Source organism: Streptomyces actinomycinicus, from assembly GCF_016741775.1.
Classification (GTDB): Bacteria; Actinomycetota; Actinomycetes; order Streptomycetales; family Streptomycetaceae; genus Streptomyces; species Streptomyces actinomycinicus.
The window spans coordinates 161,896-182,800 of sequence record NZ_JAERRK010000010.1 but is presented as its reverse complement, the minus strand read 5'-3'; the positions used below and the strand labels follow the sequence as shown (position 1 = coordinate 182,800).

General features: G+C 73.6%; 16 protein-coding genes. 8 read left to right on the top strand and 8 right to left on the bottom strand.

The features are described 5' to 3' along the window. The first annotated feature begins 5 nt into the window (after positions 1 to 5). Both JK359_RS21030 and JK359_RS21025 read left to right on the top strand, forming a co-directional pair. A complete protein-coding gene (locus tag JK359_RS21030; RefSeq protein ID WP_201837809.1) occupies positions 6 to 932 on the top strand; it encodes a DMT family transporter in 927 nt (308 codons plus the stop codon). 28 nt (positions 933 to 960) lie between these two features. Then, positions 961 to 1,740 (top strand): polysaccharide deacetylase family protein, encoded by a 780-nt coding sequence (locus JK359_RS21025; protein ID WP_201837807.1) that lies wholly within the window; start codon positions 961 to 963, stop codon positions 1,738 to 1,740. A gap of 194 nt (positions 1,741 to 1,934) precedes the next feature. Here JK359_RS21025 and JK359_RS21020 read toward each other — a convergent pair whose 3' ends face one another. Further along, positions 1,935 to 3,044 carry an MGDG synthase family glycosyltransferase gene (locus JK359_RS21020; protein ID WP_307788207.1) on the bottom strand — a complete coding sequence of 370 codons (1,110 nt, stop codon included), beginning with the start codon at positions 3,042 to 3,044 and terminating at the stop codon, positions 1,935 to 1,937. Positions 3,045 to 3,386: 342 nt separating this feature from the next. On the opposite strand from JK359_RS21020, the gene JK359_RS21015 reads away from it, so the two are divergent. Continuing rightward, positions 3,387 to 4,208: a YhjD/YihY/BrkB family envelope integrity protein gene (locus tag JK359_RS21015; RefSeq protein ID WP_201837975.1), complete on the top strand. Its 822-nt coding sequence runs from the start codon at positions 3,387 to 3,389 to the stop codon at positions 4,206 to 4,208. A 128-nt stretch (positions 4,209 to 4,336) separates the two neighbouring features. Beyond that, complete coding sequence (locus JK359_RS21010) at positions 4,337 to 5,137, top strand: inositol monophosphatase family protein (RefSeq protein ID WP_201837805.1); 801 nt, start codon at positions 4,337 to 4,339, stop codon at positions 5,135 to 5,137. Here JK359_RS21010 and JK359_RS21005 read toward each other — a convergent pair. Then, the gene (locus tag JK359_RS21005) at positions 5,134 to 5,742 is read right to left on the bottom strand and encodes a TetR/AcrR family transcriptional regulator (RefSeq protein WP_201837803.1); all 609 of its coding nucleotides are present in this window, start codon (positions 5,740 to 5,742) and stop codon (positions 5,134 to 5,136) included. The two genes, JK359_RS21010 and JK359_RS21005, sit on opposite strands and share 4 nt — an antisense overlap. Before the next feature lie 92 nt (positions 5,743 to 5,834). On the opposite strand from JK359_RS21005, the gene JK359_RS21000 reads away from it, so the two are divergent. Beyond that, positions 5,835 to 6,269: a DUF4345 domain-containing protein gene (locus JK359_RS21000; RefSeq protein WP_201837801.1), complete on the top strand. Its 435-nt coding sequence runs from the start codon at positions 5,835 to 5,837 to the stop codon at positions 6,267 to 6,269. A gap of 18 nt (positions 6,270 to 6,287) precedes the next feature. On the opposite strand, the gene JK359_RS20995 is transcribed toward JK359_RS21000, so the two are convergent. The 6 genes from JK359_RS20995 to JK359_RS20970 all read right to left on the bottom strand — a co-directional run bounded on the left by JK359_RS20995 (position 6,288) and on the right by JK359_RS20970 (position 13,885). Next, positions 6,288 to 6,608, bottom strand: a complete 321-nt coding sequence (locus JK359_RS20995) for a hypothetical protein (RefSeq protein WP_201837799.1) — start codon at positions 6,606 to 6,608, stop codon at positions 6,288 to 6,290. 239 nt (positions 6,609 to 6,847) lie between these two features. Continuing rightward, on the bottom strand, positions 6,848 to 9,673 hold the full coding sequence (locus JK359_RS20990; RefSeq protein ID WP_201837797.1) for an NHLP bacteriocin export ABC transporter permease/ATPase subunit: 2,826 nt from the start codon (positions 9,671 to 9,673) through the stop codon (positions 6,848 to 6,850). 1 nt (position 9,674) lies between these two features. Further along, positions 9,675 to 11,897, bottom strand: coding sequence for an NHLP family bacteriocin export ABC transporter peptidase/permease/ATPase subunit (locus JK359_RS20985; protein ID WP_201837795.1), 2,223 nt, complete (start codon positions 11,895 to 11,897; stop codon positions 9,675 to 9,677). After that, positions 11,894 to 12,697, bottom strand: coding sequence for an HlyD family efflux transporter periplasmic adaptor subunit (locus tag JK359_RS20980; protein ID WP_201837793.1), 804 nt, complete (start codon positions 12,695 to 12,697; stop codon positions 11,894 to 11,896). The genes JK359_RS20985 and JK359_RS20980 overlap by 4 nt, the downstream gene beginning before the upstream one ends. A gap of 101 nt (positions 12,698 to 12,798) precedes the next feature. Then, entirely contained in the window at positions 12,799 to 13,017 is a 219-nt protein-coding gene (locus JK359_RS20975; protein WP_201837791.1) for a type A2 lantipeptide, read from the bottom strand. Between the two features lie 454 nt (positions 13,018 to 13,471). Continuing rightward, on the bottom strand, positions 13,472 to 13,885 hold the full coding sequence (locus JK359_RS20970) for a PaaI family thioesterase (RefSeq protein WP_201837789.1): 414 nt from the start codon (positions 13,883 to 13,885) through the stop codon (positions 13,472 to 13,474). 211 nt (positions 13,886 to 14,096) lie between these two features. Here JK359_RS20970 and JK359_RS20965 point away from each other — a divergent pair, with 211 nt between their 5' ends. From JK359_RS20965 to JK359_RS20955, 3 genes are all read left to right on the top strand, one after another. Then, positions 14,097 to 15,605, top strand: a complete 1,509-nt coding sequence (locus JK359_RS20965; RefSeq protein ID WP_201837973.1) for a S1 family peptidase — start codon at positions 14,097 to 14,099, stop codon at positions 15,603 to 15,605. 1,858 nt (positions 15,606 to 17,463) lie between these two features. Beyond that, the gene (locus JK359_RS20960) at positions 17,464 to 18,672 is read left to right on the top strand and encodes a cytochrome P450 (RefSeq protein WP_201837787.1); all 1,209 of its coding nucleotides are present in this window, start codon (positions 17,464 to 17,466) and stop codon (positions 18,670 to 18,672) included. A gap of 99 nt (positions 18,673 to 18,771) precedes the next feature. Beyond that, entirely contained in the window at positions 18,772 to 20,124 is a 1,353-nt protein-coding gene (locus JK359_RS20955; protein ID WP_201837785.1) for a serine hydrolase domain-containing protein, read from the top strand. The last annotated feature ends 781 nt before the right edge of the window (positions 20,125 to 20,905 follow it).

The window sequence follows — 20,905 nt, the reverse complement described above, 5'->3', positions numbered from 1 at the left end:
CCGCCGTGATCGCCCTCACGGTGCTCCTCGCCCTGCTCGCGGCCCTGTCCAACGCCTCGGCCTCCGTGTTGCAGCGCCGGGCCGCCGTGCAGGAGCCGGAGGAGGGCACCGGGGCGGGGTCCGCCGTACGCAGGTTCGGGCATCTGCTGCGGCGCCCGTACTGGCTCGCGGGCGCCGGGCTGCTGGCACTGTCCAGCCTCCTGCAGGCCGGGGCGCTGGCCGTGGGCAGCCTGTCCCTCGTCCAGCCGCTGCTCGCCGCCGAACTGCTCTTCACCCTGGCCGTCGGCAGCGTCGTCTTCCGGCGCCGGCCGGACCGCCGGACCTGGCTGGCGTTCCTCGCCCTCGCCGTCGGCCTGGCGCTGTTCCTGCTGGCGGCCGCGCCGTCCGCCGGCCGGCCGTCCGCACCGCCCCGGGCCTGGCTGCTCGGCGGCGGCGGGGCGCTCGGCGCCGTCGTCCTGCTGCTGGCGGCCTCCCGCCCGGTGCGGGGCGCGCCCAGGGCGGCCCTGCTCGGCCTCGCCTCCGCGGTGTCCTTCGCCACCACCGCGGCACTCCTCAAGGAGGCCGTGGGCCGGCTCCCGGACGGCCCGGGGGCGATGTTCGGGCACTGGGCCCTGTACGCCACCGGCGGCGCCGGGCTCATCGCCTTCCTGCTGCTCCAGGGGGCCTTCGCGGCCGGTTCGCTGACGGCCTCACAGCCCACCCTCACCCTCGGCGACGCCCTCACCAGCGTCGTGCTCGGCTGGGTCCTGTTCGCCGAGACGATCCACCTCGGGCTGCGCCTGATACCCGAGGCGGCCGGCGCCGCCCTGATCGGCGGGGGCAGCATCGGCCTGGCCCGCGCGCAGGCCGCCGCCGGAGAGTGGGACACGTCCGCGTCGGACCACCCGCCGGACCACGACGGGGACCGGCCGGGCCCGCCCCGCGGTCCCTGACCCGCTGCGCCGAGGAGGTAGGTCGCCGATGTCCCCCGTGCCCGGCCGTTCCTGGTGGACGGCGGCCGCCCTGCTGCCGGCCGGCGTCGCCGCGGCGCACATCGGCCCGGCCGCGACCTGGCTCCCGGGCGTACGGCTGCTGCTGTTCCCGGGCCTCGCGGGCACCGGCCACCGCCGGCACATCGCGCTCACCTTCGACGACGGACCGGACCCGGTGTCCACCCCGCGCTTCCTCGACGCGCTGGACGGGCTCGGGGTGCGGGCCACCTTCTTCGTGCTCGGCGAGCACCTGGTGCGCCATCCGGCCGTGGCCGTGGAAACGGTGCGGCGCGGGCACGAACTGGGGGTGCACGGCTGGACCCACAACCGCCCGTGGATCCCCTCGTTCGCCCGGGACGCCGGGGAGATCGCCCGTGCCGTGGCCGCGGTGCAGGACGTCACCGGCCGGCGCCCGCTGTGGTACCGGCCGCCGTACGGCATCCTCACCTCCGGACGCTGGCGCGCCGCCCGGCGTGCGGGGCTGCGGACGGTGCTGTGGTCCGCGTGGGGCGAGGACTGGACGGCCACCGCCACCCCGGCGTCGGTGCGGGCCCGCGTCGCGGCCGACCTCCGCGGCGGCGGCACCGTCCTGCTGCACGACTCCGACCGCCACTCCGCCCGGGGCTGCTGGCACGCCGCCCTGGGCGCGCTCCCGGCCGTCGTCGAGGGCTGCCGGGAGGCGGGCCTGGCGGTGGGCCCCCTGTGCGAGCACGGACCGGCACCGACCCCGGAACGAACCGCCGTACCGACGGGGGAACCCGCCGGATAGAGCAGCGGACACCGGCCCGGCCACGGCCCGTCGGTACACCCGGGCCGGTACGAGGCCCTCCGGGCACTCCGTGCGGCTCGCAGCCCGTTCGGGTGCTCGGACGGTTCGCTCGGTGGGCAGCCGATCCGGTCGCCCGGTCCCCTCCCCGCAGGCAGTCGCGCCCACTTGCAGGCCCTTCGGGTGCCCGAGCCGGTTCACAGGTCGTTCAGGTACTCCATCGCGTCGCCTCGGAACAGCGCGTGGCCGCGGGCCACCCGGTCCGCGCGTTCCCGGCTGCCCTTCGCCAGCCGGCCGAGAGCGGCCAGCAGCTCGGTGCCGTCCCCGGCCGGCTCCGACAGGCCGAGGGCGGCCATCCGGCGCACGCCGTCCGCGCCGTGGCCGGGCAGCGGGCGGTAGCCGATCACCGGCACTCCCACGGCGAGCGCCTGCACGGCGGTCTGCCCGGCGGCGTTGTCCACCAGGGCGTGACAGGCGGACAGCAGGCCCGGCATGTCGTCCACCCAGCCCAGCGCGGCCAGCGCGGGCTCCCGGGACACCCGTGCCAGGAGCCGCTCGTTACGGCCGCACCCCACCACCGGCAGCCAGCCGGCCCCCGCCAGCAGCCGCGCGGTGGCGAGGGGGCGGGAGGCCGCTCCCCACGCGCCCGCGGACAGCAGCACCGGCGGCCGGCCGGGGGCCCGCCGGGCGAAGCGCTCCCGCCAGCGGTCCGCCCCGGGGACCGGCGCGCGGAAGGCGGGCGCGACCACCGGTCCGGCCGTCACCACGGGTGCCGGCACGGCCCGGCGCACCTCGGCGGACGCGGCGTCCGTGAGGCACAGGTAGCGGTCGTTGCCCGGATGCAGCCACTGCCGGTGCACCGCGAAGTCCAGCAGGAAGACGGCGCTCGGTACCCGCAGCCCGCCCCGGGCCCGAAGGTGTCCGGTCAGCTGCGCGGCCAGATGGAAGACGGACACCACCACGTCGGCGCCCAGCTCGTCCACGAGGCCCGCCAGCCGGTCCCCGGCGAGCCGGGCCAGGGGGACACCGCTCGGGCGCGGGCCGGTGCCCTGGCGCAGGAACGCGCCGTACAGTCCGGCGTACGCCCAGGGCACGTGCCGTACCGACGCCTGGTATCCGCGGCGCAGCCCCGTGCCCAGGCCGTACGGCAGCAGCCGCAGGACGTCCACGACATGGGCCTCGTGGCCCTGTGCCGTGGCCCGCCGCGCGAGTTCGGCGGCCACGGTGTCATGACCGGCCCCCATGCTCGCGCTCACGATCAGCGTCCGTCGCCGGCCGCCCGGCGCCTCGTCCTCGGTGGTGCGCACGGATTCCGATTCTCCGCCGGCGCGGTACGCAAACGGCGGAGCCGCCGGCCGTGTCGTGCGCGGCGAACGGGCGGTCACCGGGCCGGCCGGTGCCCCTGGGGCGGCGGGACGCGCCGGCCGGTGCCGCGGCGGTGGCCCGTGAGCCGGCCGGTGCCGCGACGGTGGCCGGTGGGCCGGCCGGACGGCGCTGTCCTGCCGGCCGGACCGGACCGTCACCCGTGTGCACCAGGGCACCCCGCCGCCGCCCGTCCTCCGGCTGCGAGTTGCCCGGTGCGTGCCAGGCTGGATGCAACGGCACACGAGAGCGGGTGGGCGGCGAGCACGGGAGGAGCCGTGGGGTGGTTGCGGCGCGGCCTGCACCGGGCTTGGCGGTGGCTGCGGGTCCAGGCCCTGTTCGAGCACGGACGGGAGCTGGAGCTGATGCACCGGGCCATGGGGTTCGCCACCCTGGCACTGGTGACGCTGGCGCCGCTGCTGATCGTGGTCGCCGCGGCCGACCCCCTGGTGCGGGGCGGCTTCGCCTCCTGGCTCACCGACGGCATGGGGCTGTCGGGCCGGTCCGCGCATGTCATCACCGACGTCATCAGCCCGCCGCGCAATGTCATCGGCACCACCAGCGTCTGGAGCGGCGTGCTGCTCGCCGTCTTCGGCGTGGCCTTCGGCGGCAGCGTGCAGAACGCCTACGAAAGGATCTGGGGCCTCGCGTCGGGGCCCTGGCACCGGGTCTGGCGGCAGGCGACCTGGCTGGTGGTACTGACCGCGTACCTCTACCAGGAGGTGGCCACCAAGACGGCACTCCACGGCGACCAGCGGATCGCGCTGTCCGCGCTGAGCGGCGTGCTCTTCTTCTGGTGGGGGCAGCGCTTCCTGCTGGGCGGCCAGGTCCACTGGCGCTCGCTGCTGCCGGGCGCGCTGGCCACGGTCATCGGCCTGGCCGGTCTGCGGGCCTTCTCCTACCTCGTCTTCACCCCGCTCATCGTCACCAACGCCCTGAGCTACGGGGCCGTCGGCACCGTGCTCGTCGTCGAGTCCTGGCTCATCGGCGTCGGCTTCGTCATCTACGGCGGTGCCCTGTTCGGCCGCTGGTTCACCGAACACCACTGGACGCCGTCCCACCAGCACGACGAGCCGGACGGGACGGGAGAGGAGGCCGAGGGCTCCTAGGGCCTCTCTTTCGGATCCTGCCGGGGTCGCGGGGTCTGGCACGCACATCTGCGGCGTTGTCGTCGGTTGTCGACGCTCCGCGTCGACGCCTTCCTCCGCCTTGCAGCTGCCTCGATAGTGTGCCCAGCATGATCAGCTCATACGCGGGTTCCGACGACGCCGCAGTCGCGACAGCCGGGGCGCGGGCCGGCGCGGAAGTGGTCCGCGCCCTGTACGGCCGGCGGCTGGACCGCATCGACAAGGGTGCCGGGGACTTCGCCACCACCGCCGATGTGGAGGCCGAGCGGGCGATCCTCCGTGTCCTCCGTGCCGCACGGCCCGATGACGCGGTGCTCGGCGAGGAAGGCGGGCGGCAGGGCGCCGCCGACGCCGCACGCCAGTGGTTGGTGGATCCCCTGTGCGGCACGCTGAACTACGCCGTCGGCAACATGCTGGTGGCCGTCAACGTCGCGCTGCGCGACGGAGCCGCGGCCGTGGCCGACCCGTTCAGCGGCGAGGTCTTCTGCACCGACGGGGAGACCGCCTGGCTGCGGCGCGACGGCGTCGACGACGCACCGCTGGCGCCCTCGCCCGCCACGCGCCTGGTGGACGTCAACCTGGATCCGCCGTTCCCGAGTGCGCCCGGGTTCCGGGCCGTGGATCTGCTGGCCCACCCCGAGTTCGCGGAACGTTTCCGGCCGCGCGTCGTGTCCACGACGCTGGCGCTGGCCTGGGTGGCGGCCGGCAGACGCGCCGCGTACGTCACCGATGGCGGCGACCTCTCCGGGAGCGTGCATTTCGCGGCCGGCATCGCTTTGTGCCGGGCTGCCGGCTGCGTCGTCACCGGCATCGACGGTGCCCCGACAGGTGAGGCGGGCCGTGGGCTCGTGGTCGCCGCCGACGCCGACACCCACGGGCTGCTGATGTCGATGATGCGCGGCCGGAGCTAGGCTCGGCGGCCGTCTGCGGAGTCTTCGGGGAGCAGTGGCCGCAGGGCGCCGAGGAGGGCTTCGACGCAGACGTCCCGCAGCTGGGTGCGGGTGCAGGTCTCCCGGGTGAGCCAGTCGACACACAGGACCTGGACGAAGACCAGCCAGCTCTTCAGGACCGCGGACACCGCCGCGCGGGCGGCGTCGTCCGCGAGGGGGAGTACGGCGAGCAGCCGGGTGCGGAGTGCGTCCAGCTCGTTCGTCATGATCGACTGGATCACCGGGTCGCCCGCGAGCACCCGGTTCGCGGCCAGGACGGCATTGCGGTTGGCCACGAAATAGTCGAGGTGGACGTCCATGCCCTGGACGAGCTGCTCGGCCAGGGAGTCGGCGGGGTCGAGCCGGGTGCCGGCGAGCAGGTGGTCCGCCGCCTGCTGGTAGACGGCCGCGAAGAGGGCGTGCTTGCTCGGGAAGTGGCGGTAGAGGAGGGCCCGGGAGACGCCGGCCTCCTGGGCGACCTCCTCCATGAGCACGTCGTCGTAGGGGCGCGCGGCGAAGAGCCGCGCGCCGACGGCGAGGAGCTGGGCGCGGCGGTCGGCTGGGCTGAGTCGCTGACGGGGAGGCACGCCCCGCAGATTACTTGACATGTGTCTACTTGCGCGCCCAGTCTAGTAGACACATGTCAACTAGCAGTCCCGGGACGGCGTCGGAGGGGACCATGGCAAGGGCTCTGCGGGCACTCGCCCGGCTGATGGGCTGGACCTGCGTGGTGATCGGGGTGTTCCACGTGCTGCTCGGCAACGCGGCGATCCCCGGCGCGGGTTCCGCCGGTGCGACGGTCGACAGCTGGGGCCGGTTCATGGGAGCCGCCTTCACCGGCTACGGGCTGGCCTGGCTCTGGGCCGCCCGGCAGCGGCCCGTCCCCGCCCGGCCGGTGCGGTGGCTGGCCGGCGTGTTCCTGCTGGGCGGGGCGGGGCGGCTGCTCTCCCTCGTGGTCGAAGGCCGGCCGCACTGGTTCCAGATCGCCCTCGCGGTCCTCGAACTCGGCTTGCCACCGGTCTTCTTCCGGCTGGCCGACGCGGACGAGCGAGCTGACCGCACGGACACCCGGGCCGTGCCAGCCGGGCAGCAGGCGCACGGCGCCGCGGACTGACGAGCCCACGGATGCTCCCTAGCCGAACCTCACGCTCTCCCCCCGGTAGCTGCCCCACTGCTCGCCCGTCCGCTTCGGGAGTGGCTGTCGGACTCCGGAGCAGCCGTAGGTGTCGAACACCACGGCGTCGGTGCCGGTCTGGTTGTCGGCACCGAAGGCGGGCGTGTCGAAGTCGTAGCAGACGCCGTCGGCCGGGTTGGTGATCGCGCCGTGAGTGCCGTCGATCCGGTCGTAGACGAATGTGCCCGTAGCCGCCTGGGCGCTGAAGGCAGGCCCGATGGTCAGAAGAATTGCGGCACTGGCGGTCAGAACGGCCCGAGCGGCGCGCTTGAGCTTCATCAAGGTGGTGGTCCTTCCATCGGGCCGTCTGCGTCGTGCCCCCTGGCAGCAACGGTTCCGTGTTCAGGGGCACCTGATCAGGTCCTTTGCGGTCCTGTCACTCGAAAGAAGGGCGCCGGTGACACGATGACGCCCCCGCGCACCCGTGCGGCCATCCACCGTGAGCCCGTACATCTCTCTCGCGTCAGTGCACGACCGGCGCCGGGTTCGACTTGCTCACGAGACCCGTCGGACCCGGCCTAGGTCAGCTGCCTGCGCACCAGCTCGTGCAGCCTGCCTCCGGTGTCCGCGAGGAGTTCGGCCGGGGCGCCCTGCTGCACGATCCTGCCGTCCTCCATCACGATCACCCGGTCGGCGTCCAGGACGGTCGACAGGCGGTGCGCGATGACGAACCGGGTGGCGTTCAGCTTGCGGGTGCTGTCGATGACGATGCGCTGGGTGTCGTTGTCCAGGGCGCTGGTCGCCTCGTCGAAGAAGAGGATCCGCGGGCGCCGGATCAGGGCCTGGGCGATCATCAGCCGCTGCCGCTGGCCGCCGGAGATCGCGCCGTTGCCCGCGACGATCGTGTGCAGCCCCATCGGCATCCGCTCGATGTCCTCCGCGAGCCCCGCCAGCTCGGCCGCCGCCATCGCCTCCTCCGGCGTGTACGGCTCGGTGCCGCAGATGACGTCCAGCAGGGAACCGGCGAACGGCTGCGCGTGCTGCAGGACCACCCCGCACTGCCGGCGCACCGCGGACTGGTCCAGCGCCGCGAGGTCCTGGCCGTCGTACAGCACGCTGCCCGAGACCGGCTTGTCGAAGCCGATGAGCAGCCGCAGCAGGGTGGACTTGCCGCACCCGCTCGGGCCGACGACCGCCACGAACTCGCCCGGCCGCACGGCGAAGGACACGTCGTCCAGGACGAGCGGGCCGTCGTCGGCGTACCGGAAGGAGAGACGGCGGGCCTCCACGGCACCGGACAGCGGGCCGGGGCGGGTGCTCGCCGTGCGCACCTCGGGCGCGGCGTCCAGGACCGGCCTGATCTCCTCGAACAGCGGCAGCGCGGCCACCGCCGACACGAACGCGCCGGTCAGCTGGGTGACCGAGGTCAGCAGCATGGTGACCGCGGTGTTGAAGGCGAGGAAGTCCGCCGCTGACATCGTGCCCCTGGCCGGGCCCGCCAGCAGCATGAACATCAGCAGGGTGCAGACGGGGAGGTACACCGTGCCCAGGACCGTGGTCAGGTTCTTGATGCGGCCGGCCTTCTGCTGCAGTTCCCGGCTGTGCGCGAACTCCCGTGCCCAGGCCGCGTACGCGTAGTTCTCGGCCGCCGCCACCCGCAGCTTGGGCAGCCCGCGCAGGGTCTGGAACGCCTGGTTGTTCAGCCTGTTGCCGAGCACCACGAGCCGCCGCTGCCAGCGCACCTGCCACAGCCCGAGCCCGCCGAACACCGCCGCGATGACGACCAGCATCCCGATCGCCGCCATCGCCATCGGCACGCTGTACCACAGCAGCAGACCCAGGTTCATCGCGCCGACCGTCACCGACTGCGCGACCACCGGTCCGACACCCGCCAGCATCCGGCGGATCGCGCTGATCCCCATGGCCGCACTGGCCAGCTCACCGGTGGAACGCTGGGTGAAGAAGCGGGTGGGCAGCCGCAGCAGCCTGTCCCACACGGCCGGTTGCAGCGCCGCCTCGATGCGGCCCTCCAGACGCAGGATGGACAGGTTCTCCAGCAGCGTGAACGCCGCCGCGACCACCCCGCTCACCATCACCGCCAGGCACACCTGGACGATCAGGTCCTCCTGGGCCCTCGGCACGTACTCGCCGAGCACCTTGCCGGTGGCGATCGGCACCAGCGCGCCGATCGCCACCGTCACCAGCCCGGCGAGCAGCAGGTTCAGCAGGTCACCGCGGGTGCCGCGCAGGCTGAACCGGAGCAGCCCGAGCGGCCCGAGGCGTTTGTCGGGCAGCGGCCGGTAGAACATCACCGCGCGCGGGTCGAACTCCGCCGCGTTCGCCTTCTCGACCGGTGTCTCCCGGCCGGTGCCGGGGTGCACGGCCACATAGCCGCCGCGCCGCCACAACAGCGCCACCGGCGCTCCGGACAGCGCCCGGTGTCCGACCAGCGGGCCCACGTTCTCCCGCCACCAGCGGCCGTCCAGGCGAACCGCCCGGGTGCGCACCCGCGAGGCCAGCGCCACCCGTTCCACCGGGTCCAGCCGGTCGCTCTCGGTGCCGCTCTGCGCGGGCTCGGCCAGCCGGATCCCGGCGGCCTCCGCGACGAGCGTGCAGGCCGCGTGGGTCGCGTCGGCGTCGGCGGCCGTCGTACGGCGGGCCGAGCGCTTGCCGATGGAGGCCAGCAGGGTCCGGTCGGCCTGCACCCGCACCGCCTCACCGGCCTTGATCCCGGCGGCCGTCCGGGTCTCGTGGCTGCGTTCCAGCTGCTCGATCCACCGGTCCAGCGCGGTCAGCAGCCGGTACTGCTGGTCGACCATGCTCTGCCACAGCGCCGGGTCCATCAGCAGATCGGCCGCGGCCTCCGCGCCGTACAGCGAGCCGTACTGTGTGCTGCCCGGCGGCACCTGCATCCAGAAGACGTCGTCGTCGGTGGGCGCGGCGGAGCGCTCCTCGGCCATCGGGGCCTGGAAGAGGACGGACAGGCCCCGGCCGACCCCGAGCGCGACCGCGTACTCCAGCGGGCTCGAAGCGGGCGGCACGTACTGCGGGTTGCCGTACTCGTCGTACGACCAGGTCTGGGTGTCGGCCGGCCGGTACAGCTCGCGCAGACCGATCCGGTGCACCACGCAGTCCCGGACCGGGCGGGCCACCAGCGTGTGCTGGGGGCCGGCGACCGGGCCGAGCAGCAGGGCGCCCGCCTCCAGCCGGCCGAGGTGGTGCCAGTGGCCCTGCTGGGCGGCGTCCACCGCGAACAGGTCCAGCGCGCCGGCCGCGACCAGCCACAGCACCTGCGGGCCCTGCAGGTCCAGGCGGCTCAGGCCGGCGCAGTCCAGCCGCGTGCCCAGCGAGCCGAGCGCACCGAGCACGAGGTCGCCGCCGTACCCCTCCTGAACAGTCGTCATCTCACCGCTCCCTGACCAGCGCCGCGTACGTGCCGCCGCGCGCCACCAGCTCCTCGTGCCGTCCGCGCTCCACGACCGTGCCGTGCTGGAGCACGACGATCTCGTCGCTGTCGCGGACCGTGCTCAGCCGGTGGGCGATCACCACACAGGCGCAGCCGCGCCGCCGCAGGTTGTCCATCACGGCCAGCTCGGTCTCCGCGTCCAGCGCGCTGGTCACCTCGTCCAGCACCAGGATGCTCGGCCGGCGCACCAGCGCCCGGGCGATCTCCAGGCGCTGGCGCTGACCACCGGAGAAGTTGCGGCCGTCCTGCTCGACCTTGCTGTGGATGCCCCCGGGCCGGCGCGTCACCACGTCGTACAGGACCGCGTCCTTCAGCGCCTCCACCACGGACTCGTCGGGGATCGACGGGTCCCACAGCGCCACGTTGTCGCGGACCGAGCCCTCGAAGAGGAACACGTCCTGGTCGACGAAGGAGACGGACGCGGCGAGCGCGCCGCGGGGGATGTCCTCCAGCCGCCGCCCGTCGATCCGGATCACCCCGTCCCACGGCGCGTAGAGGCCGGAGATGAGCCGGGACACCGTGGACTTGCCGCTGCCGGAACCGCCGACCAGCGCCACCTGCTGCCCCGGGCCGACCGTCAGGTCGAAGCCGGTCAGCAGGGGCTGGTCCAGCGGGCTGTACCCGAAGGTGATGTTCTCCAGCTCGACGTGCCCGTGCAGCCGCCGCGTCGACTCGCCCCCGCCCGGCCGGGCGTAGAGCGGGTCGGCCTGGAAGTTCTCCACGTCCTTGAGCCGGGCCACGTCGGCCGCGAAGTCCTGGATGCGGCCCGCCACGCCGTTGAGCCGGGTGAGGGGCGCGGTGAAGCGGGTGACCAGCGCCTGGAACGCGACCAGCAGACCCACCGAGATGTGTCCCTCGACCGCCCGCATGCCGCCGATCCACAGGATGAGCCCGCTGTTGAACGTGGCGAGCGCCGGCGCGACCACGCCGAGCCAGGCGCTCGGCACGCCCAGCCGCTGCTGCTCCTCCAGCGTGGACGCGTGCTGTCCGGCCCACTTGCGGAAGTAGCCGTCCTCACCGCCGGTCGCCTTCATCGTCTCGATCAGCTGCAGACCGGTGTACGAGGTGTTGGTCAGCCGTGCGGTGTCCGCCCGCAGCTTCGCGGTACGGGTCGCGCGCAGCCGTACGACGAGGCGCATCGCCACGACGTTCAGCAGGGCCACGCCGATGCCGACGAACGTGAGCTGGGGGTCGTAGGTGTACAGCAGCACCGCGTACAGCACGACCACGATCGCGTCCACGCCGGCCGCCGCGAGGTCCCGGGCGAGTGTCTCGGCGACCTGGTCGTTGGACTGGAGCCGCTGCACCAGGTCTGCGGGGGAGCGCTGGGCGAAGAACGTCACCGGCAGCCGCAGCAGGTGGCGCAGGAAACGGGCGCTGGAGAGGGTGGAGGAGATGATCCGGCCGTGCAGCAGGTTGACCTGCTGGAGCCAGGTCAGCGCCAGCGTGAGCAGCACGCAGGTGGCCATGGCGGCGAACAGCACACCGAGCAGCGAGGTCTGTCCGCCGATGAGGAACATGTCGATGTACGTGCGGCTGAGCGCCGGCAGGGCCGCGCCGACCGCCACCAGCAGCAGGCTGGCCAGCACCGCCGCCGGGAGGGTGCCGGCGGTCCCGCGCAGCCGGGCCGGCATGGCGCCGAGCACGCCCGGCCGGCGCCCGCCCCTGGTGAAGCCGTCTCCGGGTTCCAGCACCAGCACGACACCGGTGAAGCTGCCGTCGAACTCCTCCATGGGCACGAAACGGCGCCCCTTGGCGGGGTCGTTGACGAAGACACCGCGCCGGCCGAAGCGGCGGCCCATGCCGTCGTAGACGACGTAGTGGTTGAACTCCCAGAAGAGGATGGCCGGTGCCCGGACCTCGGCGAGGGCGGCCAGGTCCATCTGCATGCCCTTGGCCGTCAGGCCGTAACCGCGGGCCGCCTTGAGCAGGTTGGAGGCGCGGGAGCCGTCGCGGGAGACACCGCAGGCGATGCGCAGTTCCTCCAGCGGGACGTGCCGGCCGTAGTGGCCGAGGACCATCGCGAGGGAGGCGGCGCCGCACTCGACGGCCTCCATCTGGAGCACGGTGGGGGTGCGGACCGTGCCGGTACGGGACTTGGGCGCCGGCCGCTTCGGGGGCGCCGCCCGTCTGCGGCCACGGGTTTCCTGGGCGGTGGTCACGGGAGGAGCCAATCGACGGGATGCTGGTCGGCGAGCCGGACGGAGGCGGTGGCGAGGGTCATGGAGTCCAGCCGGAACGGCGGCCCGTCGCTGGTGGACCACCGGTGACCGCTCTTCGTGGCCGCCTTGTCGAGCCGCACCAGGACGGCCACCGGGCGCCCCTTGCGGGTGAACTGCCGGCCGAGCTGGCTGTCGCCGAGGAACGCGGCGATCGACTGGGCGGACTGCGCGCTGCGGTCCACCGCCTGCACCTCGCCGCGCAGCACCCCGTACCGCTGCGCCGGTACGGAGGACACGGTGAGGTCGACCGAGGCGTGCGCCGGGACGGCGGCGGCGTTCTCGGCCGGCACGTACACGGTCGCGTACAACGGGTCGGAGGCGTGGGCGACCTTCTCGACCGCGGCGACATCGGCGCCGGTCCGGATGATCTGCCCGATGGTGGCGGCGAGCGTGGTGACGCGGCCGGCGGCGACGGTACGGACCACGGCTTCGCCCTGCTCCGTACGGACTTTGAGGACCGGGGCGTTCGCGGGCAGCCGGTCGCCCTGCCGGGCGAGGACGGCCGTCACCTGGCCGGACACCGGGCTCTGGAGCAGGTAACTGCCCTGACCGTGGGTGAGGACGGCGGGCGCGCTCACCGTGGAGGCGACCGAGCCGGTCACGGCCCACACGGAGGCCGCCGCCATGACGACGACGGTGACGCCGAGCGCGAGCCAGCCCTGCGGGCGGGCGAGCCGTACCGGAAGGTCCAGCTCCTCCGGCGACTGGAGCTTGGCGAGGGCCTGTTGGCGGAACTGCACGGAACTTCCCTCACCTGTGGGAGAGACGCAAGTGTTTCAGGGCATCCGAGAGCCCCGGAGCCGCAGGACGGCTCCGGGACTTCGGTGACACCAAGGTGCGATCAGAGGCCGGCGACGACGCCGTTGATCGGGGCGGTGTTCAGACCGGTGACACCCTCGACGGTGCCGACGACCGTGTTGACCAGGCCGTTGACGCCCGGGGCAACCTCGTTCACGGTGCCGAGGGTGCTGTTGAGGGTGTTCACGGACAGACCGCCGGAAACCTGGTCCAGCTCGGCGTCCGAGATCTCGACGGTCTCGACCTGGGGGGTGGAGTTCATGGTGGAACTTCCCTTCGTATGGATATTTCACAAGGGGGAGAGCGGCCCCCTCTGGGGACAGACGGACGGCCGCCGACCGCGGGCGCCGGGCACCCGTCTCCGGGGACCCGCCGGACCCCCGCGGTGCGATGGATCAAAGCACGCACGCGGGCCCCGCTTCCAATCAATCAGGCCCCTCACCTGGGCACTTGGCGTACGAGGGGACTCATCCGTGCAGGTGTGCGCACGTCACGTCGGCGACTCCTTCACATGCCGCACGGCATCGTCGCGTCCGCTGCCTTGCCCACCGGGCCGCGAATCCGGCACTCCTCGCCAAAGGCGTCGCAGGGGGCGTGCGGATGTGCAGATCCGCCGACGCCGGTGACGCGGGTGGGTATTGGATGTGCAGATTCCCTGAAGGGGAGATTCCGCTTCGTGTTCGGAGCTGACCGTTACCGATCGGTAGCCGAGTGTGTCAGCCCAGAATCGCGTAGACCGTGCTCGCGCGGGCGGCCAGCGCCCCTGAGACGGCGTCGGTCATGGTGACGTCCGCGAACGCCATCCGGCGGCCCAGCTTCGTCAGGACCGCCTCGATCAGGACGTCCGCGCCGGTCACCGCCCGCTGGAACGAGGTCGACTGCTGCACGGTCGTCATCGGCACGAATCCGCCCCGGGCCGCTGACACCGCGATCACCGTCGCCGTGTCCGCCCCCGCCATCAGCGCCTGACCCGACAGCCCCCCGCCCTCCCGGGCCAGCCGGTCCGACCAGGGCAGCCGCAGCACGGCCCGGTCCTCGCCCACCGCCTCCACGGTCAGCCCGAGATCGAGCACCCAGGGGGCGAAGTTGGCGGAGAGGATCTTGTCGGCTTCGGCGCTGGTCATCGTCATGGGACGGATTGTTCCCGGCCGTTCGCCGCGACACGCGCAGCACGGCCGGTCCACCGCTCCGATCCGGCCTCCGGAAAACGGAATTGAACACACCACGCGGCCGGTGCGTACCTACGGCCATCCAGGCGCCGCGATGACCACCCCCCGATACGAACTGCCCCAGCGGCAGACCCTCGCCCCCAGGAGGTCGAGAAGTTTGAGTCACAAGCGAATGCCCAAGCGCAAGGCAGCGATAGCGGTGGGCGGTGTCGCGGCCCTCGGAGCAGCGGCCCTCCTGCTGCCCAACGCCAACGCATCGCAGGACCAGAACGACGCGACCGCGGGCGGCGCGGCCGGTGCGAAGACGCTGAAGGCCTCCGACGCCTCGGACCTGGCCGCCCAGCTGCAGAAGATCCTCGGCGAGGCCTTCGCCGGGTCCTACTACGACAGCGGCAAGCAGCAGCTCGTCGTCAACGTGGTCAACGGCGACGACAACGTCGTCGTACAGGCGAAGAAGGCGGGCGCGGTCGTCCGCCAGGTCGAGAACAGCACCGCCGAACTCAAGGCCGCCGCCAGGACGCTCAAGACCAAGGCGACCATCCCCGGCACCTCCTGGGCCGTGGACCCGCGGACCGACAAGGTCCTCGTCACGGCCGACAGCACGGTCACCGGCGCCAAGTGGGACCGGCTCGAGTCCACCGTGCAGAGCCTCGGCTCCGGCATGGCCACCCTGAAGAAGTCCTCCGGCACCTTCAAGACCTTCGTCTCCGGCGGCGACGCCATCTTCTCCCAGGCGCAGGGCGGCAACGTCCGCTGCTCCCTCGGCTTCAACGTCACCGCCTCCGACGGCAGCCCGGCCTTCCTGACCGCCGGTCACTGCGGAGTCGCCGCCAAGGACTGGTCCGACTCGCAGAACGGCCAGCCCATCGCCACGGTGGACCAGGCGAAGTTCCCCGGCAACGACTTCTCGCTCGTCAAGTACAACGACCCCAACACCCAGGCGCCCAGCGAGGTCAACGTCGGCAACGGCCAGACCGTGCAGATCGGTCAGGCCGCCGACGCCACCGTCGGCGCGACCGTGTTCCGGATGGGCTCGACCACCGGGCTGCACGACGGCCAGGTCACCGGCCTGGACGCCACCGTCAACTTCCAGAGCGAGACCGACCCGAACGGCGTCGACACCGTCACCGGCCTCATCCAGACGAACGTGTGCGCGGAACCCGGCGACAGCGGCGGCTCCCTGTTCACCCAGGACGGCAGCGCCCTCGGCCTCACCTCCGGCGGCAGCGGCGACTGCACCAGCGGCGGCGAGACCTTCTTCCAGCCCGTGACCACCGCCCTCCAGGCCACCGGTGCCACCCTCGGCAACGGCGGCGCCGGCGACGGTGGCAACGGTGCCGGTGACGGCGGCAACGGTGCCGGTGACGAGGCGGGCGCGGGTGACGATGCGGGTGCCGGTGACCAGGCCGGTGCGGGTGACGATGCGGGTGCCGGTGACCAGGCCGGTGCGGGTGACCAGGCCGGTGCCGGCGATGGAGCGGGCGCGGGCGACCACGCCGGTGCGGGCGACCAGGCGGGTGCCGGTGCCGGTGACGAGTCGGGTGCCGGCGACCAGGCCGGGGCCGGCGGCGACCAGGCCGGCGGCGGTGCCGACCCGGCCGACCAGTCCGGCTCGGCCGGGCACCAGTCCGGCAACGGCGCGGCGGGCGACGGGTCGTCCTCCCTCACCGGCTCGCACTGAGCAGTCCGGACCCCACACTCCCCGACGGCCTCACCTCGGTTCCGACCGGCGGGGAACGGCCCGGCCCTCCTACGGGAGGGCCGGGCCTCGGCCGTGTGCGCCCGCGCGCCATCTCCGCCACCGTCCGGGCCTTGCTGATGGGCACGCTCAACCCGGTCCGGCTCGGACGCATCCGGAACGACAGCCACTGGCCGGGCGGGCGGACCGCGACGAACGACGTCACCTGCCGGCTCGGCAGCGCCGCCCGGTAACGGTCCTCGTACGCCGGGTCGTTCGGTGAGGGCACCGACACCCGGAGCGGGATGCCGAGCAGTTCGCCGGCCGGTCTGCCGGGCCTCCCGGCGGCGGCAAGCATGCCCGCGCGCGTCCTCCAGCGGCGTACCGGCGCGAGCGACAGCGCCGGCCGGCCGGGCGGCGCCACGCCGACCGCCGGGCGTCGCGGCACCGGTCCGTCGGACACGCCGACCACCTCCCTCGTCCGGCCGCGCGCCGCATCCGGGGACCAGACTCCCCCGCCGCGGGCGCCCCGCGCCAGGCGAACGTCCATGAGACTCACCCCCGCGCCAGGCGAACGTCCACGAGACTCACCCCTGCGCCCGGCGAGCGGCATGAGGCTCACTCCTGTGCCAGGCGAACGTCCACGAGACTCACCCCTGCGCCCGGCGAGCGGCATGAGGCTCACCCCTGTGCACGGCGAACGTCCATGAGGCTCACCCTTGTGTCCGGCGAGCGGCATGAGGCTCACCCCCCTGCCCGGCGGCGTCGCGGCACGGGACGCGGCCGGGCCCTCCGGGCGGTGCCGACCCGGCGTGCTCCGGCGTGTCGCGGTCGTCGGCCGAGGCGCACGGCCGTGCGGGAGAAGCACGGGTCGGTGTACGGACGCTTCATGTGCGCCCCCGCCGCGCCAGGATGGCCGATTCTGTGCGGTGGGCGAGGGAACCCGGTGTTCCGCGGGCCCTGAACGGCCGGGCGGCGCGCGGGCGGTACGCCGGGTGGCAAAGGCGTGTCGGCCGCGGACCGAAGCCCCCCGGAGCGTGTCGCTCAGCGCCCCGGCGGCGACGTACGGAGTGCCCGTTGGCCGAACGTCGCCCCAGATCAGGGAAGGTCCCGGCCAACCCGTCGAACAACCGAGCGGAGCGCCGGCCCGGCGCGGCCGGCAGCGGGACGGACCGTCCGCCGGAGCACCAGTGGCGCCTTTCTTCCCCCATCTTGTTTACGGATGCGGCGCCGGGGCACACGCGGGGCGATGTTGGGCCGTGGGTCCCTCCATGGAGGGTGGGCGAAGTGGCCGAGTCGTGACGCAAAAGCACCGCCAGAGTACGCTCCGTTCAACTTCAGGGGGTTGCTTGCATGTGACTCGCCGTGAAGACTGTGGCCGAGTTCCATCGAAACGAAGGTGTCGAGCGGTGTGCTTCATGCCAATCGTGGGGCGGCATGAGCTGTCACTGCGTATATTCACACCTCGTTCCGAACGGCCGGGGCAGGGGGCCTCGCTGTCCGTCGAAGAACCGGGAGGGTCCCGCGTGATCGTTGCGCGGGAGGAATCGCTGAGGGGATGGGGTTATGTCGGGTTGGCGTGCCGCACGACAGGGCTCACTGCGGGGCCGTGGCCGGCCGCGCGGCCGCCGCGTCCTGCGCCGCATGTGTCGAGAGCCGTGAACCCACCCCCGCATCAGACCGACGCCGGCTGACCGCGCACGAGGCGGGGCGCGTCCGCGCGCTGCTCCCGCCCGGTGCCCGGACGACCGTGCCGCAGTCGCGTCCCGGACCGCCCACCCCTGGCCGGCCGGGTCCGTCACACGTCCGCGCGCGTGACTTCTCCGTGCCCGCACGCGCCGGCCGATAGGAAGGAGGCAAGGTGATCAGCAAGCAATCGACGGGCGAACGCCTTCTCTTGGAGGAGTTGGCCGACCGCTGGCGGTGCTTACCCGAGGCCGGGCCGGTGCGGTACGACGAGACACAGCGGGTCTGGCAGGTGCTGGACCACGAGACCGTCGCCACCGTGCTCGCCGACCCGGCGACGTACTCCTCCGAACTCTCCGCCCTCGCCCCCACCCAGTCCGACTTCGAGACCTTCACCCAGGGCAACTTCGTCGCCATGGACCCGCCGGAGCACCGCAAGCTCCGCACCCTGGTGAGCCAGGCGTTCACCCCGCGGGTCGTGCAGGGACTCGGCCCCCGTATCGAGGCCGTCTGCGCCCGGCTGCTGGACGCCGTCGCCGACCGCGACCGGTTCGACCTGGTCGACGCGCTGGCCTATCCGCTGCCCATCATCGTGATCGCCGAACTGCTCGGCATCCCGGCCGGGGAACACCGGCTCTTCCAGGAGTGGGCGAGCGTCCTGTTCGGCGGCGACCAGCTCGGCGAGGCGCCCGACATGGCCGACCTGGAGCGGGCGCTGGAAGCCATCGCCCCCACGGTGCGCGAGATGAACGGCTACATGCTGGACCACATCCGCGCCCGCCGTGCGAACCCCGGGGACGACCTCACCAGCAGACTCATCGCCGCCGAGGTGGACGGCGTCCGCCTCGCCGACCAGGAGATGGTCGGCTTCGTGGCCCTGCTGCTGGTGGCCGGGCACATCACCACGACCGCACTGCTGGGCAACGCGGTCGTCACCTTCGACCGGCACCCCGGCACGGACGCCGCGCTGCGCGCCGACCCGTCCCGCATCCCGGCCGCCGTCGAGGAGGTGCTGCGCTGGCTGCCCCCCTTCCCGGAGCTGGGCCGCCGAGTCACCCGGCCCGTGGTCCTCGGCGGCCACGACATCCCGGCCGACACGATGCTGATGGCGCATCTGGGCGCCGCCAACCGGGACCCCGCCCGCTTCACCGCACCCGACGTCTTCGACGTGACCCGAAGTCCCAACCCGCATCTGACCTTCGGACACGGCATCCACTTCTGCTTCGGCGCGCCGCTGGCCCGGCTCGAGGCGCGGATCGCTCTTCACATGTTGCATGAACGATTCCGCACCCTGGTGATCCCCTCCTACGAGGACGTCGCCTACCAGAACCCGGCCGTCATCGTCGGCGTGCGTCATCTGCCCGTCGAGGTCAGCAGACCGTAGCCCCGGCGCGCGCAGCGCCCTCGGCCGGCCCCCACACCGCTCGGCGGGCCGGACCGGCACACCCGCACATGAGACCCACCCAACGGGAGTCCCCTTCTCATGCCGTACACCATCCCCGCCGCTCCGGCCGCCTCCCGGACGCCGTCCCTCTTACACCGGCAACTACAGGACCGCCTCGACGCCCTCGCCCGGATCCACCGGGTGCCCGGCGCCCAACTCGCCGTGCACACCGGCACCGACGTCTTCGCCGCGCACACCGGAACGGCCGACGTCACGACCGGCAGCCCGTTCACCGCGGACACCGCGGTCCCCCTCGGATCGCTCACCAAGCCCTACACCGCCGCGCTCGTCATGCTCCTGGCCGACGACGGCGACGTCGAACTGGACACACCAGTGGCCGAGTACCTCCCCGAGCTGAGCGGAACGCCCCGTGTGACGGTCCGTCAACTCCTCAGCCACACCGGCGGACTGCCCACCGGACCGGACTCCGACACCGCCGCCACGACCACCGCGACGCGCTACCTCACCGCCGTCTGCACCGACCGCGACCTGCTGTTCACGCCCGGAACCGACTTCTCCTACTCCAACGCCGGCTACGTCGCCGCCGGACGGCTGGTGGAGACGGTCACCGGCATGCCGTGGCACGAGGCGGTACGGGCGCTGCTCCTCGAACCCCTCGGTGTCCTCGCCGCGTTCGTCGACGACGCCTCACCCGGCCGCCCGGTGGCCGCGGGACACGCCGTCAACACCGCCACCGGACAGGCCGTTCCGGCCCGGCAGAACCTGGCCCCGCTGGAGGCGCCGGCCGGGGCGCTGCTCGCGAGCGCCCTGGACCTGGCCGCGTTGGGCAGCGCGCTGACCGGCCGCTCGGATCTGCTGCCGCCGGCCGTCGCCAAGGAGATGCGCCGGCCCGAGACCGCCGCCCGTCCCGGTACGCTCGCCGACGGCTGGGGCACCGGGCTCGCCCTGTACCAGAAGGACGGCCGTGTCTGGTGCGGCCACGACGGCAATGCCCAGGGCACGTCCTGCCATCTGCGCGCCGACCCCGAGAGCGGCGTGGTGGTCGCCTTCACGGGTAACGCCGGAGGTGCCACCGCACTCTGGCGCGACCTGGCCGGGGAACTCGGCCCGCTCACCGGCATTCGGGTGCCCGCCGCGGCGGACGTCGCGGACCGGGGCAGGCCCGTCGGCCCGCCCGACTGCACGGGCACCTACCGCAACGGCACCACGACCTACCGAGTCGCGCCCGGACCGGACGGCGCGCCGGCCCTGTCCGTGGACGGCGACGTGCCCCTTCGGCTGGTCTGCTACGCCGACCTGTCCTGCGATCTGCGCGATCCGGCCACCGGGCGCCTCGAACCCGGGGGCCGGTTCCACCGGGATCCGGCCACCGGCCGAGTCGACCGGATACAGATATCCGGGCGCACGGCACGCCGTACCGACGACGGCTGACCCGCGACCGGCACCGGCCCGGCCCGCCCCCACGTCCGGTCCTGCTCGCCCCGGCCACGGCCGGCCGGGATCCCGCTCCTTTCCTGCCGGCCCGCTCGTGCTCGGCAGGGGCTGCGTTCGGGATCCTGTGCGGTTCGGTCGAGGCCGTCGGGGGTCCGCTCCGGTCCTGCCCGGCACGCTTGTGGCCGGCTGGGGCGGAGTTCGGGTTCCGGTTCGGTTCGGTCGTGGTCGGCCGGGGTCCGCTGCCGTTTCGGCCGGTTCGGTGGAGGCAGGCCGGGGTTCCGCTTCGGTTTCGTTCGGCCCGGTCGTCGGCCGGCCGGGGCAGCGGCGGCACGCTCGGTCCGGTCGCCGTCGGCCCGGGCTCCGGTGCGGTCCCGCGCGGCACGGCCCACCCGGGCCGGGAGATCCGTGCCGGTCGGCTCCGTGGCCGGGAGCGGTCCCGCTCACGGTCCCCGCCCACGTCGGCGGGGGAGAGGCCGTCGGCCCCGACGGCCCGGACACCGCGGCGGACCACCGTCCGTACTCCGGCAGCGCCCGGCGGTCCCCTCGCCGCCCGGACGAGCCGCCCCGGCCCACCGGACACCGACCGCGGCCGCCGGAACAGGTCACCGACCGGCGGGCGTCCAGCCCCCACCCACAGCCACCACCACACAGCCACGGCCCTCGCACCAGGCCGCCGTCCCGGCCACCGCACCGCAGCACCGTCCACCGTCGCGCACACCCGGCGTGTCACCTCCGATCCGGCGCACCGCCCTGCGGCGATGCCGGGTTCGCCGCGTGG